This is a genomic window from Paenibacillus sp. FJAT-26967, from assembly GCF_001541095.1.
Lineage (GTDB): Bacteria > Bacillota > Bacilli > Paenibacillales > NBRC-103111 > Paenibacillus_F.
This window is the reverse complement of record NZ_LMXH01000009.1, coordinates 17,742-32,230: the sequence shown is the minus strand read 5'-3', so window position 1 is coordinate 32,230 and position 14,489 is coordinate 17,742. Positions and strand designations below refer to the sequence as shown.

General features: G+C 47.9%; 18 protein-coding genes. 3 read left to right on the top strand and 15 right to left on the bottom strand.

Features of this window, described 5'->3' with window-relative positions:
* Positions 1-430: 430 nt before the first annotated feature.
* The 4 genes from AR333_RS22100 to AR333_RS24815 all read right to left on the bottom strand — a co-directional run bounded on the left by AR333_RS22100 (position 431) and on the right by AR333_RS24815 (position 2,104).
* Positions 431-1,051, bottom strand: a complete 621-nt coding sequence (locus AR333_RS22100; protein WP_068777547.1) for a stalk domain-containing protein — start codon at positions 1,049-1,051, stop codon at positions 431-433.
* Between the two features lie 259 nt (positions 1,052-1,310).
* A complete protein-coding gene (locus AR333_RS25830) occupies positions 1,311-1,388 on the bottom strand; it encodes a hypothetical protein (RefSeq protein WP_367584971.1) in 78 nt (25 codons plus the stop codon).
* Positions 1,385-1,762, bottom strand: coding sequence for a pentapeptide repeat-containing protein (locus AR333_RS22095; RefSeq protein ID WP_068777546.1), 378 nt, complete (start codon positions 1,760-1,762; stop codon positions 1,385-1,387). Before AR333_RS22095 ends, AR333_RS25830 begins: the two co-directional genes overlap by 4 nt.
* Before the next feature lie 198 nt (positions 1,763-1,960).
* Positions 1,961-2,104, bottom strand: coding sequence for a hypothetical protein (locus AR333_RS24815; RefSeq protein ID WP_156430990.1), 144 nt, complete (start codon positions 2,102-2,104; stop codon positions 1,961-1,963).
* A 126-nt stretch (positions 2,105-2,230) separates the two neighbouring features.
* Between AR333_RS24815 and AR333_RS22090 the strand changes: the two genes are divergently transcribed.
* Both AR333_RS22090 and AR333_RS22085 read left to right on the top strand, forming a co-directional pair.
* A complete protein-coding gene (locus AR333_RS22090; protein WP_068777545.1) occupies positions 2,231-2,641 on the top strand; it encodes a type II toxin-antitoxin system HicB family antitoxin in 411 nt (136 codons plus the stop codon).
* 558 nt (positions 2,642-3,199) lie between these two features.
* Positions 3,200-3,787, top strand: a complete 588-nt coding sequence (locus AR333_RS22085; protein ID WP_068777544.1) for a hypothetical protein — start codon at positions 3,200-3,202, stop codon at positions 3,785-3,787.
* On the opposite strand, the gene AR333_RS22080 is transcribed toward AR333_RS22085, so the two are convergent.
* The gene (locus AR333_RS22080; protein WP_068777543.1) at positions 3,784-4,122 is read right to left on the bottom strand and encodes a phage holin, LLH family; all 339 of its coding nucleotides are present in this window, start codon (positions 4,120-4,122) and stop codon (positions 3,784-3,786) included. The genes AR333_RS22085 and AR333_RS22080 overlap by 4 nt on opposite strands.
* Positions 4,123-4,631: 509 nt before the next feature.
* Between AR333_RS22080 and AR333_RS22075 the strand changes: the two genes are divergently transcribed.
* Positions 4,632-5,546: a site-specific integrase gene (locus AR333_RS22075; protein WP_068777542.1), complete on the top strand. Its 915-nt coding sequence runs from the start codon at positions 4,632-4,634 to the stop codon at positions 5,544-5,546.
* 55 nt (positions 5,547-5,601) lie between these two features.
* Here the strand turns inward: AR333_RS22075 and groL are convergent, their stop codons facing one another.
* The 10 genes from groL to AR333_RS22025 form a co-directional block, all read right to left on the bottom strand.
* Entirely contained in the window at positions 5,602-7,230 is a 1,629-nt protein-coding gene (gene groL, locus AR333_RS22070) for a chaperonin GroEL (RefSeq protein ID WP_068777541.1), read from the bottom strand.
* Positions 7,231-7,373: 143 nt separating this feature from the next.
* A complete protein-coding gene (gene groES / locus AR333_RS22065) occupies positions 7,374-7,655 on the bottom strand; it encodes a co-chaperone GroES (RefSeq protein ID WP_068777540.1) in 282 nt (93 codons plus the stop codon).
* A 419-nt stretch (positions 7,656-8,074) separates the two neighbouring features.
* The gene (locus AR333_RS22060) at positions 8,075-9,667 is read right to left on the bottom strand and encodes an aminotransferase class V-fold PLP-dependent enzyme (protein WP_068777539.1); all 1,593 of its coding nucleotides are present in this window, start codon (positions 9,665-9,667) and stop codon (positions 8,075-8,077) included.
* The gene (locus AR333_RS22055) at positions 9,664-10,242 is read right to left on the bottom strand and encodes a glycerol-3-phosphate acyltransferase (protein WP_068777538.1); all 579 of its coding nucleotides are present in this window, start codon (positions 10,240-10,242) and stop codon (positions 9,664-9,666) included. The genes AR333_RS22060 and AR333_RS22055 overlap by 4 nt, the downstream gene beginning before the upstream one ends.
* A 136-nt stretch (positions 10,243-10,378) precedes the next feature.
* On the bottom strand, positions 10,379-11,167 hold the full coding sequence (gene tatC, locus AR333_RS22050; RefSeq protein ID WP_068777537.1) for a twin-arginine translocase subunit TatC: 789 nt from the start codon (positions 11,165-11,167) through the stop codon (positions 10,379-10,381).
* A 46-nt stretch (positions 11,168-11,213) separates the two neighbouring features.
* Positions 11,214-11,510 carry a twin-arginine translocase TatA/TatE family subunit gene (locus AR333_RS22045; RefSeq protein WP_068777536.1) on the bottom strand — a complete coding sequence of 99 codons (297 nt, stop codon included), beginning with the start codon at positions 11,508-11,510 and terminating at the stop codon, positions 11,214-11,216.
* A 39-nt stretch (positions 11,511-11,549) separates the two neighbouring features.
* Entirely contained in the window at positions 11,550-12,620 is a 1,071-nt protein-coding gene (locus AR333_RS22040) for a molybdopterin-binding protein (RefSeq protein ID WP_068777535.1), read from the bottom strand.
* Positions 12,610-13,110: a molybdopterin adenylyltransferase gene (gene mog, locus AR333_RS22035; RefSeq protein ID WP_068777534.1), complete on the bottom strand. Its 501-nt coding sequence runs from the start codon at positions 13,108-13,110 to the stop codon at positions 12,610-12,612. The genes AR333_RS22040 and mog overlap by 11 nt, the downstream gene beginning before the upstream one ends.
* A gap of 36 nt (positions 13,111-13,146) precedes the next feature.
* Positions 13,147-13,641 carry a cyclic pyranopterin monophosphate synthase MoaC gene (gene moaC / locus AR333_RS22030; RefSeq protein ID WP_156430988.1) on the bottom strand — a complete coding sequence of 165 codons (495 nt, stop codon included), beginning with the start codon at positions 13,639-13,641 and terminating at the stop codon, positions 13,147-13,149.
* A gap of 23 nt (positions 13,642-13,664) precedes the next feature.
* Positions 13,665-14,483 (bottom strand): 5-formyltetrahydrofolate cyclo-ligase, encoded by an 819-nt coding sequence (locus tag AR333_RS22025; protein ID WP_068777532.1) that lies wholly within the window; start codon positions 14,481-14,483, stop codon positions 13,665-13,667.
* Positions 14,484-14,489 lie beyond the last annotated feature (6 nt).

Below are 14,489 nucleotides of genomic sequence, written 5' to 3'. Positions count from 1 at the left end.
GACTTCTACTTTGCCTATAATCGAGCTATAGCGGACTGTGAAGCGGAGACAATCCAAACGATTCGTGGTCACGCACAGCACGATTGGAAGGCGGGCGCATGGCTTCTGGAACGACGTTACCCCGAAAGGTGGAGCAAGAAGGAACATATTCATGTTAATGCGGATATAGCGGCAACACAGCGCCAGGAACAGGCGTTTGAGCACCAGATTACAAGTGACCCTGAGACAGTCGAACTGCTGAAGCAGTTATGGCACAGGCAACAAGTGATGAGTATTGAAAGCAGTGATAAATATTAAATCTGAAAAAGAAGCGACTTTACGGATATCATATCCAAAAGTCGCTTTTCTTTGTAATAAGAGCAGTTCATTCAACTATCGTTACCCGTTAGCGTAGTGAAAAAGTACCATCTTTAATGATGCTTTTTCAGCTTTATTCGTATATAGCATCTGTGGTTGAGCCGTCTTCGTATAAATAGTTCACGATAATCCATTTATCTTTTTTGTACCACAATTCAATTTTTTCAACTTTGCCTTCATTAGACCAATGTATGAAAATCTGAGCTTTAATGTCTCCTTGTTCAAGTCCCTTAATGTCAATTTTGTTTAAATCATCGTATTTATATCCTTGAGTCGGCGATATATCATATCTCCAAACCGCTTGTTGCGAATCATCATTCGTTCGTTCTACGCTTGGTTCGCCTAAAAGACCTTTTACATAATTTCTGTCCACTCCGTTAGTTATGCGGTATTGGACCAACCAAACCTTTTTTGTTACTTCATCAACGTTAGTTGGCTCATTCATAATCAAAATCACATTATCTTTGTCTGCATACCTTATCCCAAGCCCCAAGCTTTCTGCTACAAAACGTACAGGTACATAAGCATGACCGTTATAGTTCAATACCGTATATTCACTGCTGATTTCTTTGTTTTGTCCATTCACTTCGAATTTCGCAGGAAACAAGTATGCTTGAATAGTGTCTGCTGCATAAACAGCAGTCGTTGCTGTTAAACCAACTCCGCAAATTAGACCTAAAACAAACTTTTTCAAAATTCATCACTCCCAATATTAAATTCTAATGAAATAGACGAAGTGACAAGTTAAAAGTTTCCATTTTTTACTTTCTTACACTAAAGCAATATCACTAACCTGCCCGTTAGTTGAGTAAAGGCATCCGTACCATTAAGGGTCAGCAGCCATCTCAACTGTTTATTCAACTATCGTTATCCGTTAGTTGAGCAATCTGCAGCATTACATAGCCATGCACGCATCTCTTCACCCTCGATTCTCTTAGGGGCGCCTTCTGGACCTACATCAATCCAATTTGCACATTAGCATTTCTAAGATTAAATTGCTCGAGATTTGCCTCTCTAAAATATACCCTTATAAGACAAGCGTTAGATAAGTCTGCTCGGTATATGTTAGCCTTAGCAATGTTGCTCTAACTGCAGAAACGTTTTTTAATGTAGCATTTTCGAATGCAGTATAATCTAGGTTTGCTTTGTTTAATAGTGCTCCCGTCAAATCTGCCCCATTAAAATATGCTCCAACCAGAAAACAACCATACAGATCAGAGTTTTTTAAGTTTGTATTATTAAATCTGACCTCATACAAAATAGCACTATTTAAATCCTTATTTGATAGATCAATACCTGATAAATCTGCACCTTCTAACTCAAGCAATTGCCCTGATTTACGTTGACTCTCATTATACTCTTTATGCAGCTTTAATTTTTTTAGAAACTCCGATTTTACATCCATACTATTCGAACCTCCAATTTATCTTCGAATTTGATTCGATCAACTACCCAATTATTTCCATGTAAAATTATAGACGAAGTTGGGAGACTTTTGTTACGCAATCCTGCCCGTTAGTTCAATCCTTTTACAAATCTAAATCATAATAAAAAGTGACCGTGGGCGGATTAGTGTCCAATAAGTCGCTTTTCTTTGTGCTGACTATTTACTTTGCAAATCCTTGACCATATCCCCCATGTACCTCTGCAGCTTGACCTTGATCTCCGATTTAACAACATCACGCGTAACAGCAATGTCGTCCTGGTAGCCGCGGCACGTAAATCTGACCCTTAGAAAATCGTCCACTCTCTCATCCTCATATATTTTTATATCTCGCTCTCGTAGCTACTTCAGGATCGCGGTCATGTCATTTATGATCCGGTCTGTCATCGCATCTGCAAGCATTATATATAGGTTGTTCAGCACAAGGTTATGTATCTCGATTTTTCGCCGGCTCGTAAAGACTCATTTATCTACCCGGTTGTTATCGAAACGGCAGATGACGGGGTTAGTTTGTATTTTCCCGACCTTCCTGGGACAGCCGTCATGGCCGCGGATACTGTGACAGGCATCAAAAACGCTAAAGAAATGATGATAGATCGAATCATTGAAATGGAAGACAAGGGGCTGCCTATCCCTGATCCGTCGAATCCCGAAGACATCGAGCTGCACAGCCCGACGGACCGTATCGTATACCTGGACGTTTACCTGCCGCCTTACAGGGACGAAGCAACTAACAAGTCTGTGACCAAAAACTGCACGCTGCCTAAGTGGCTACGGGACGCCAGCGAAGAAGCCGGATTAAAAGACGCACTTGGCATCAAACAAGGCGAGCGCCCTTAGAGGCTGCTCGTTTTTTATTTATATACGATATATAATGAATCAGACATTAGCAGCAAGGAGGCACATCTTGTTTTGAATATCCGGATCAGGAGGAGTCGTTTACCTGATCTCCTCGCGAAAGCTGAAATGACACAGACTGATTTTGCCCGACGAATAAAGCTTTCCGATCCGTTTGTCTCAAGAATATATATCTTCCGGTAAATACTTCAGATGGGAAGTTTACCCTGCCTTTTCAGCCCCATACTACTTTAATGGGGAAATTACAATTTCAACAACTACAGGAACTCCCTTAGAAACTATTGATATCTCAGGAACAGGATCGCAAAATAATAATGCGAGTGGTAACGAATCCATAACTGGCTATAAAGGGGCATATTCTGCTACAATTACAGGTAAGTCATATGGTTTGAACGGGGTCGTTATGAGTGTTGTTCCTAATTGTAAAATAGGGTTCTATAATCCTTTTTAATCATGCATGGTAAATATGAACTTAATGTTCCCAATGGATCAAAAGCCATTGGGAACTATTCTATTATCATCACATTTTAAGGAGGAAATATGACAGGAAATCAGATAACAAACTCATGTTCCTTTGTTCTTAATTATTTGCAATTCCTAGATAATATCTATACCAATTTTTATACCGGTTCGACTAAATTCCCTGCGATTAACTCCAATAAAGAAGGGCTTCTTGAACACGATGTCTTTATTCACAATAAAAAAGAAATGTGGAACCGATACCTTGAAGATTTAAGTCATTCAATGTTTTTAAATCCTTCGAGTGAAGCTATTACAAATTTGGATCTTCGATACCTAACCAATCCGTGGCTTTTCGATCATATGTTTAAAGATAAAAGCAACAGCCAGAACGCTTGGAGCCTATTCCAATCTTGGTACTGGGCTCAAACTTTCGGATGTCTGTATGTTAATGAAAATGTTTCACATGCACTGATTTTAAACATAAGTGAAACGCTTGCCGGCCATAAAGCCTTTCCTAATTTCCTTATAACCTCAATTTACGACGACCTCCCGGATGGATTAGAATCAGCGAAAGATAATATTTTCGTGTTCTCGATAACAGAGCTATCACTGCCAGACGGACTTCATAATATGGCTAAAAAAATCTTAAACCATATTGGAAGTTAAGACTTGTTATATTCCATCCAGGCAGCCTGGACCGTTGCCAGCAGCTTTTTACGGTCCACATTTACCCCACGGTTCTGTAGCTCCTTGGCCGCGTAATCAATGGCCGCGGAAAGCTTGTCCTTGCCTTTGATAAACGCATCCTGATTTTCAGCAAAGGCCATAGCCTCGCGGGCGACTTTAAAAATGAGATCCTGCTGTGCCGCATTGGTCCGGGCCTGCAGCCAATTAATAAGGTACGTTTTGCCGGACGTAATCGCCACGGCCACTACGCCTGCAAGAGCGGTAACTGCAGCAAGAATTAGCATTTCAAGAATCTCCGTAATTTGTTGAGCCATCGAATAGACCCTCCCCTATAATTTATCAGCCATACGTATAATAAGCAGCTCAGCAAATTCACCTTTGACCGTTCCACCGGCGCGGGCGTTAGCCAGCCAATAATCCGGAGTGTCGATCAATTCAGCCTTTTGCATCTTGCTCAGAGCATTCTGCAGCGGATCGTTTGCAGTCCAGCTGCGGGCAGCCCGAACGCTTCCGCCAGGCCGTCTGCGGTTGCCTTGGTAACCTGGTCCAAAAAATTATCATCCTTGAGTAGCACGGAGTCCGCCGAGCTGTCTATAAAGCCATAGAAAGGAAACAGAAGGGTAAAGGTGAATTTAAGACAAAAGCAGCCGCACAGGCAGCCGCTGCTTTACTTCATACAGAGCTAACCAAAGGCCATTATATAGAGGATCAAAAGATTAATTTCGAAGATGCTTCATTACAGTGGTTAGAGTCCTACCAAAAACATGGCAAGGTTAAAAAAGATGGAACAATAAGAATTAGGACATATGAAAGAAACAAATTGATGCCATATTTCCAAAAACTTATTGTTGGTACTATAACCGAGATTATGTATCAAGACGCATTGATATCTTTAAAGGAAAGTGGGATTTCTGACAATACTCTGGAAGGGATACATTCAACTGGCAACATGATTTTCGATTACTGTAAAAAAATTGGTGCTATAAAGATTAACCCGGCAGAAAATGCATATGTACCCAAACAAGTAAAAACGGTAGCGGACTTAGAAAATAAAGAAGAGATACCTCGGTACTTAGAAAAAGAAGATTTGGCTACGTTTTTAAAATGCGCTAGTGAACACGGATTAGAACGAGACTATGAAATATTTCGGACTCTCGCATACAGCGGAATACGTGTTGGAGAATTATGTGCACTAAAATGGAGAGATATAGATTTCGATAATTGCACAATCACCATCAACAAGACCTTATACAATCCCAAAAACAATTACAGCGAGTTTAAAATAAATACTCCAAAGACAAAAAGTTCAATTCGGGACATTGTAATAGAGCAAGAAATAATGGACGATCTTATGAATTTAAAAACCATACAAGATATTGAAAAATCAAAGAATGCAGCCTACGCCAATTACGATTTCGTATTTGCCAAAACCGGAAGATACGCTGGATATCCAGAAGTCATAAAAGTAATACAGATCAGGATGAAGCGGCTACTCCGAATATCTTGCCTCAATCAAGACCTCACCCCTCACTCCCTAAGACATACTCATACATCACTCCTTGCGGAAGCCGGCATTTCACTCGAACAAATTATGCATCGCCTGGGACATGCTAATGACGACATAACCAGACGCATCTACCTACATATAACTAAACCAAAAAAAATAGAGGCATCTCAAAAGTTCGGTGAACTAATGAGAAGCCTCAAAACTAGCGATCCAATGTTAACAAAACGTTAACAAGTAACACATTACTTATTAAAAACCCTTGTTGCACCAAGGGTTTTTATTCTTCTTACATCATGCCGCCCATTCCACCCATACCGCCCATATCCGGCATAGCTGGTTTGTCTTTCTCAGGCTTGTCGGCGATAACAGCTTCCGTTGTCAGGAACATCGCAGCAACGGATGCCGCGTTCTGCAGCGCGGAGCGGGTTACTTTGGCAGGATCGACGATACCTGCTTCAAGCATGTTGACCCATTCGCCGGTAGCCGCGTTGTAGCCGATACCTACGGATTCTTTCTTCAGACGCTCAACGATAACAGATCCTTCTTGACCCGCATTCGCAGCGATCGTACGTACAGGCTCTTCCAGAGCACGCAGAACGATGTTTACGCCTGTTTTCTCGTCGCCTTCAGCACCGACAGCCGATACGGCATTATACACGCTCACGAGGGCTGTACCGCCACCTGCTACGATACCTTCTTCAACAGCAGCGCGAGTTGCGTTCAGGGCATCTTCGATGCGCAGTTTGCGTTCTTTCAGTTCGGTTTCTGTAGCAGCACCGACTTTGATTACCGCAACGCCGCCAGCAAGTTTAGCCAGACGCTCTTGCAGTTTTTCTTTATCGAACTCGGAAGTGGTTTCTTCCAGTTGAGCTTTGATTTGCGAAACGCGAGCGTTGATGTCTTCTTTAGCGCCAGCGCCGTCAACAACGATCGTGTTTTCTTTGGTTACACGGATTTGACGAGCCGTACCCAGTTGTTGTACAGTAGCGGATTTCAGCTCAAGGCCGAGTTCCTCTGTAATCACTTGGCCGCCAGTCAGAGCAGCGATATCCTGAAGCATAGCTTTGCGGCGGTCGCCGAAGCCTGGAGCTTTAACAGCTACGCAAGTGAACGTTCCGCGCAGACGGTTGACTACCAGCGTTGCAAGAGCTTCGCCTTCTACGTCTTCAGCAATGATCAGAAGCTGTTTGCCTTGTTGTACGACTTTCTCAAGTACAGGCAGGATTTCTTGAATGTTCGTGATCTTCTTGTCCGTGATCAGAACATAAGGATTGTCCAGGACAGCTTCCATTTTGTCTGTATCCGTGATCATGTAAGGGGAGATGTATCCGCGGTCGAACTGCATGCCTTCAACCACTTCCAGCTCGGTCGCGAATCCTTTGGATTCTTCAACGGTGATAACGCCGTCTTTGCCGACTTTCTCCATAGCTTCAGCGATCAGCTCGCCTACTTCATCGTCAGCAGCGGAGATTGCCGCTACTTGTGCAATGCTTTGCTTGCCTTCGATAGGCTTCGCAATGCTTGCAAGCTCTTCAACAGCCGCGCGGACAGCCTTGTCGATCCCTTTGCGGATTACCATCGGGTTAGCACCCGCAGTTACGTTCTTCAGACCTTCACGGATCATAGCCTGAGCCAGAACCGTAGCAGTCGTTGTTCCGTCACCCGCTACATCGTTCGTTTTGGTTGCGACTTCTTTAACAAGCTGTGCACCCATGTTCTCGAAAGCGTCTTCGAGTTCGATTTCTTTAGCGATCGTTACGCCGTCATTCGTGATCAGCGGGCTGCCGAATTTCTTCTCGAGTACAACGTTGCGGCCTTTTGGTCCGAGTGTTACTTTTACTGCGTTCGCCAGAGCGTCCACACCACGAAGCATTGCGCGACGCGCGTCTTCACTGAACATAATATCTTTAGCCATGGTTTAAAACCCTCCCTGAAATGATATTCGCTTTCCGTTTGCGATCTATGTCCTTACTTGTCCCCCGGTCAGAGCGGTCTCGCCGTCCCGGCAAGTATACGAATGTATGCTTAAGTATAGTTGTTCTACGTTATTGTGCTAAATTAGGCTAAGACGGCAAGAATGTCGCTCTCACGCATAATCAACAGCTCGCGGCCTTCGAATTTCACTTCAGTCCCTGCGTACTTGGAGAAAATAATGCGGTCGCCTTCTTTAACTTCCAGTGCAATACGCTCGCCATCTTTCAGCGTTCCGCTACCAACCGCTACAACTTTACCTTCCTGCGGCTTTTCTTTGGCTGTGTCCGGAAGTACGATCCCACTAGCAGTCGTTTCCTCTTTCGCAATGGCTTCAATGATAACGCGATCACCCAACGGTTTGATCATGGATAAATAGCCTCCTTTAGGTTTGTATGGATTGGTTTAGGGTTTAGCACTCAAACATCTTAAGTGCTAACAACACTTTTAATGATAATGATTTTATCATCGTTTTGCAAGTGGGTTTTGTTATTTTTTATAGTTTTTCCGGTAAAAAATGAATTGGAAGACGTTCCCAAACTGAAGTGCCTTCCCCATTGTATCCGAGATCGGCTTTTTTTATTCGTCTTGTACCAAAGACATTCACACGCGGCCGCATCTATGGACTCACGCTTTTGTTGCGGCTAATCTCCGCTAATCCTCCGCAGACCGAAGACCGAGGGTTAAACTCCACGCCACACTGTTATGCGGCCTGCTTCACCAGCCGGAGCATTCTCAGCGCGCCTATGTACCGTTGCCATGTCAAGCCGACTATCCGGCTTACTTGTTTAGCTCATGCTCGGAGACCGCAGGTTCCCCAGGATCTTTTCCAGCTCGCGCGTCATATCGAGCAGGCTCTCCCTGCTGATGCCGATTGTGGCAATCTGGATAAGATTACGTTCCGCCAGATAATCACTTTCATACTGCAGGCAGAACCCCTGCCGGGCAAGCTCATCCCCTATTTCGCAGGAAGAAAGAGGGTGCCGCAGCGGTATCGTAACAATGAGAGGAGCGGCATGATCTTGTTCCGTCAAAGGCTTAAGCCCCAATCGGGCAAGCTCTTCATAGAGCAGCTCGCTCATGTCCATTAATTCTTCATAAGGGCCGGAATCGGAATATTTTTGTAAAGCCTCGTTCAAGGCATCGAGTAAATTAGAAGAATGCGAGAAAGGCACGCTCTGCTTGTCTGCATACAGACCCAGATCCAGATAACGCGGGAGATGAGAGCACGGAGTTATTTTCTCCTGATGAAAAACAAACGCCAGGCCTGTGTAAGCTCCAATAGCTTTGCCGCTGACACCGCTCGCCAGATACACCTGCCGCAGATCCAGACGCACCGCTCCTAGTGAGCTGATGCAGTCCAGACAGAGCCTTGCCCCATACTTGGAACACAATTCCCCGACCGACTCAGTGTCGTTCAGCATTCCCGTCGAAGTCTCGCAATGCACCATCCATACCCACGAATAAGAAGACTTGTGAAGCATCGCCTCGACCGACTCCGTGTCAAAGGGCTTTCCGTAAGCCTCTTCCAGCACATCAAAATCCAGCCTCATACGCCGGGCATGGTCTACCAGGCGGCCCCCGAACTCTCCGTTTACGAGAATCAGCCCTCTTCCCTCTAAGCGCGAAAGCTGTCCCGCTACGGCATCATTGGCGAGTGTCCCCGAGCCCAGCAGAATCTGCACATGCTCCGACTGTGTCATAGCAGTTAATTTTGCCTGCACGTCCGTCATCTTCTCCACAAAATGCGCGGAACGGTGCGACACAGGCTGGCGGTTCATCCATCCGGCTACTTCAGCTTCAATAGACACGGGTCCGGCGCAAAAAGACACAGACTCCGGGCTATTGAACAGCTTCGCTGTCTCCGATCCCTGGAAAGACTGCCGGGTCATATACATCGGCTGGAAAGCAGCCTCCTTGGTTCCTACCGTGTGGGCGAACGGCACAAAACCGAGCCGCCGGTACAGCTTCAGCTCCCGCGTCGTTCCGGACATCACGGCCATATCTACGTCTGAGTCCCACAGATAGCCCTTCAAGAACTGTGCCAAGCCGTAGAAAGCGGAGCCGTTCCGATACTGCTTGTCAACGGCCAGGAGGCGAATTTCGACCATATTCTTAGACTTGAAGGGCAAATAAGCATCCACGTTCCCCAGCTTTTCATCCAACGAAAAAGGACGTTGTCCGCGTATGGCTAGCATAGCAACCAGCTTTTCGCCTTTTTTCCCGATCAAATATGTATTTTCGTCATGAAACCGGTCTACCCTGAGACATTCCGCATTAGGCTCATGTTGAGGGATTTCATCCACGAACGTCTGGTAATTCAAACGGTGGATTTGCTCTATTTCCGAATTGGTCGAAGCAATTTTATATATCAAACTCATCCTGCCCCACCCCTGATCATTTCCTTAATATTACTTCTGTGCGCAAAAAGAATAAGCAAGACGGTCAACCCTCCGAGCAGAGCGCCGGCCCTCGATAATTCAACTCCATAAATAAAGAAGGGATAAGTAACAATCGCGATAAGCCCTGCAGGTGTAAACCTCCGGAACACAAGCAGCAGAACCAAAGCTAATCCCAGCATACCGAGAAAAACACGCCAGTCCAGAGCCAGCGCCCCTCCTGCGAAGGGAGACATTCCCTTCCCGCCCCGAAAGCGGAGAAACACCGGGTACACATGGCCCGCCACTACCGCCAGCAACACCATATACAGAACGGTCCGTGAATCGGTGAACCAGGAAGCGGCATAAACCGCCAGGACAGCCTTGCCGGCATCTCCAATGAATATCGCAGCAAATGTCTTGGAACCGAAATGCCTCCCTGCATTCCGGGCGCCGGCATTTCCGCTTCCGAGTGTGCGGATATCCTGCCCATGCTGAAGTCTAATAAGAAGATACGCTGTGGACAAGCAGCCTAATCCATAGGCGGCCAACAACATAATAACCGGATTCATCATCATTCAATCACTCGATTCCCGCGTAATCTTCCTCCATCTCATTATAAACAGTCCTTCCCCCCCTGAACAGTTAAAGCGGCGGCCTGACGGACTCCGCTATGACTGGCAGTTCCGCCAGAAGGTATAAAAAAACAAGCAGTCATTTGACCGCTTGTTCGCTTTGCTCGTCCAGTTCTTCCTGATCTCCATATTCGGCTTCCCATGCCGCATCCTGTACAAGCTGCTTGCGATAAATAATTCTCGACAAAAAGACACTAAATTCATACAGGAGAATCATCGGCACCGAGACGAGAATAGCAGAAATCGCATCCGGCGGTGTAATAACGGTAGACAAGATAACGAGTACCATGTAAGCATACCGGCGCATTTTAGCCAACCGGAGCGGATTGAGAATCCGCAGCTTCGTCAGGAACATAACGACGATGGGCAGCTCAAAGAGTGCCGACAACGGGAGAATGATATTGAACATAAACGAAAAATATTGAGCGGCACCGTACAATTCCGTAATTCCCATCGAATGACTGATCGCCGTCGTAAAGAAGAATGCCATCGGGAACACGACAAAATAACCGAATGCCAAACCGGCAAGGAACAAGATGACAGCTCCCGGTATGTACAAGATGGAAGCTTTCTGTTCCGCTTTCTTGAGGCCGGGGCTCACGAAAGCCCAAATATGATAGAGAGCTACAGGAAGCGTAATAAGCAGGGCGACAACCATACCGAAATTCATGTATAAACGCAGGGCATCCCATGGCGAGAAGACGTGCCAGGCAATTTTGTCTGCCGGGGGTACGGATTTGAGAAAGAGAATTACACGTTTTGCAAAAATCAAACCAATGACAACGCCGACGACCAGGACACCCAGTACCCAGAAAATCCGTCTGCGCAGCTCGGTCAAGTGTTCGAGCAATGGCTGTTCTTTATCCATGCAGCACCAACCTATCTACTTTCACTACCTTCACAGGCAAACCCTATTAATCCGGGAGCCGGCGGGGATTATCGCTTCTCTCCGCACTAGCGGAAACGGGCGGCTGTGAGGCTTGCTGAGTCAGCGAAGCCGGTACCGGAGCTTCCTGAGTGGCTTCGGGAGCTTTGACCGCTTTCTTGTCCTCGGATTCGCTCTCCGACATCATTTCTCTTGCGCCGTTCTTGAACTCCCTTAAGGTGCGGCCAAAAGCTTTGCCCAGCTCAGGCAGCTTGCTCGGCCCGAACAGGAGCAGACAAACGAGAGCGACCAGCAAAATTTCAGTAAACCCTATATTCTGGAACATGTGTACGTATTCCTCCTTCAGTCTGACGGATATGCTTCTCTAACAGCCCTGCAGCCCGCCGTAGCCCAGTTCGGTAATATCTTCACGGACGATTACTTCTCCGGCGCAGATGCGCGGCAGAAGGACATCGAACGATGTGTAAGGATCGTGCATGACGCAGCCCGGCAAGCCCATGACGGGCACATCGCCGATGTATGCCATCATCAGCATCGAGCCGGGGAGCATCGGCGTACCATAGCTGACGATGCGGGCCCCTGCCCGGCGGATCGCGCCGGGCGTACGGTCGTCGGGATCGACCGACATACCGCCGGTTACCAGGATAAGATCAGCGCCGAGTCCGAGGAAACGACGGATCTCGTCACCAATCGCCTCCATGTCATCCGGCGTGAACCTCTGATCGATCACCTGCGAGCCAAGAGCCTCCACCTTGGCTCGTACAATAGGGCCGAAGCGATCCTCGATTCGGCCCTTGAACACTTCGCTGCCTGTGGTGATCAGCCCTACACGCAGGCTGCGCAGCGGCTTCACGGCGATGAGCCCTCCTCCCGCCGTGTGATCGCGCTCTGCTGCGCCCGGGCTCATGCGCAGCGTGTCCTGCGCGGCAGCGGGCTCCTTGTGCGCCGCAGCCAAGCCTTCCGCTCGCGCAACCGGCTCTTCCCCGATCACCAGGGGAATGACGCGTGTCCCCGCCAGAGGCTGGCCCGGCCGCACGACTGTATTCGAGCGGATTGTGGATAGCACAAGCTGGTCTATTTCATTAAAAGCGTGGACGAAAGTCCGGTTTATTTTGGCAAGACCATGGATAGCGGCTTTAAGGGTTACTTTACCTTCATGAGGCTCCGTCTGCTGGACATTGGCTCCGCATACGGCGTGTGCAAGGCGTAGAGCCGCCTCATCCTCATGCATATATCCCCGGGCAAGCTCAAGCACATAGATATGCTCCTTGCCGATACTCAGCAGAGCCGGAATATCCGATTCTTTAATCGTGTGGCCTTTGCGGAACAAGCGGCCCTTGAACTTGCCGGGAATAATCTGCGTGAGATCATGGGCAAGAACAAGGCCGACAGCCTCCTCCACCTTAACCTCGCGCAGCATCGGCTCAGCTTTCATCACTGTGCCCCAGTTCCCGTCCGGTAAGGACCGATAGCGCATGGGGTAACACATCGATAATAGCCATCAAGCTCTCATGGACTCCCTTGGGACTGCCCGGCAGATTAATAATGAGCGTGGAACCCCGAATCCCCGTAACCGCACGGGAAAGCATAGCTCTCGGCGTCTTCTCGATCGATTTCATCCGCATAGCTTCCGCGAAGCCGGGAGCCGAGCGGTCGATTACACTGAGTGTAGCCTCCGGCGTCACATCTCTTGCCGCCAGCCCCGTACCGCCTGTCGTCAGGATGAGGTCTGCTTGAAAATAATCCGTCATTTCAATCAGGGATGCCATAATTTCATCCATTTCATCGGGAACGACACGATATTCAATGATATCTCCTTGGATCTCTTCTTCTACCAGTTCGCGAATAACCTGGGCACTCGTATCTTCCCGCTCTCCCCTGGAACCGCGGTCACTGGCCGTCAGAATCGCAACCTTCCAGCGCATACCCCTCACCTCTCCCTCTACTGTAACAAAAATTCATTAAGAAATGGTATCATTTCTGTTAAAATCACCGTTTTTACCGCCAGTTTTAGTCAAAAGCATGGTGGGTCCGATCACCATGTCCTTTTGCAGCGCTTTGCACATATCGTACACCGTCAGTGCGGCTGCCGAGACAGCTGTGAGCGCCTCCATCTCGACGCCGGTCGGCCCTGTCGTCCGGACTTCCGCTTCTATGACGAGCGCGTTGTCTCCCTGCTCTTCAAAACGGATATCAACTCCCGACAGCGCAAGCGGATGACACATCGGGATCCAATCCGATGTCTTCTTGGCAGCCATAATCCCTGCAACCTGAGATACCGCAAGCACATCCCCCTTGGCAAGACCGCCTTCGCGGATTATGCGGAGTGTATCCGGCAGCATTGTAACGGTCGTACGGGCCACTGCCGTGCGTCTGGTAGTCGTTTTCCCGCTGATATCTACCATCCGGGCTCGTCCCTGTTCATTAAAATGAGTCAGTTTGTCCGATGAAACCACTAGCTTTCCCTACTTTCACATTCTTAAGTTCTTGTATAGATTCCGCTCTCGGTAATGATCACATCCAGCCGGATATCGTGAGCTTCCGTAGGCAGGTCATCGGCCAGTTGAATCTCAAATGCCGCCGCCAGCAGAGGCGGAACTTTCTTCTCCGCTTTACCGCAGGCAATCAGGAGTTTTTCCAGAAAGCGGTCGTAATAACCGCCGCCATAGCCGAGCCGCCCGAAAGACCGGTCAAAAGCCAGTCCCGGTACTAACACGGCGGTCACGGCCAGCAGATCGGTCAGAACCTCATTGGCCTCATTCGGCTCCAGGATTCCGTGCATGCCTTCCCCAAGATCGCTCCAGCTGTGTATTTCATAAAATTTGAGTTCGCGGGTACTGTAGAGTGAACGCGGCACATAGACGCGGATACCTGTTTCCCAGCAAGCCTCGATAACAGGTTTAATGTCACATTCCGAACGGAAGGGCACGTAAGCCAGGAGCACAGGGGGTACAAACTCTTCCTGGCGGGCAGACCGGGCAGCAGGTTCATCGCTCTGGTCTGTCTTGGTTTGCGGGAGGTTGGCCGATTCTCCATCCGTGAGCAAGGAATTCATCCTGTTCGGCAAGTTTCCAGTTTCATTCTCACTAAAGAAAGACGGATCGTGGGATGTCTCTCCCATCAGGCTTAGGGCAGTCCGTCTGCCCTCCCGGATGCCGCCTCCGGCTATAGCCACTTGCAGCCAGGCTGTCAGGTGCTCGTTAATCCGCTGTTCCCGCTGAATGCGGTCGGCGGGGGCGAGGCTCGATCGCAGCTTCTCCGTACGTTTGCGCACTTGGCTCTTATAATCCTTATTCATGAGAAG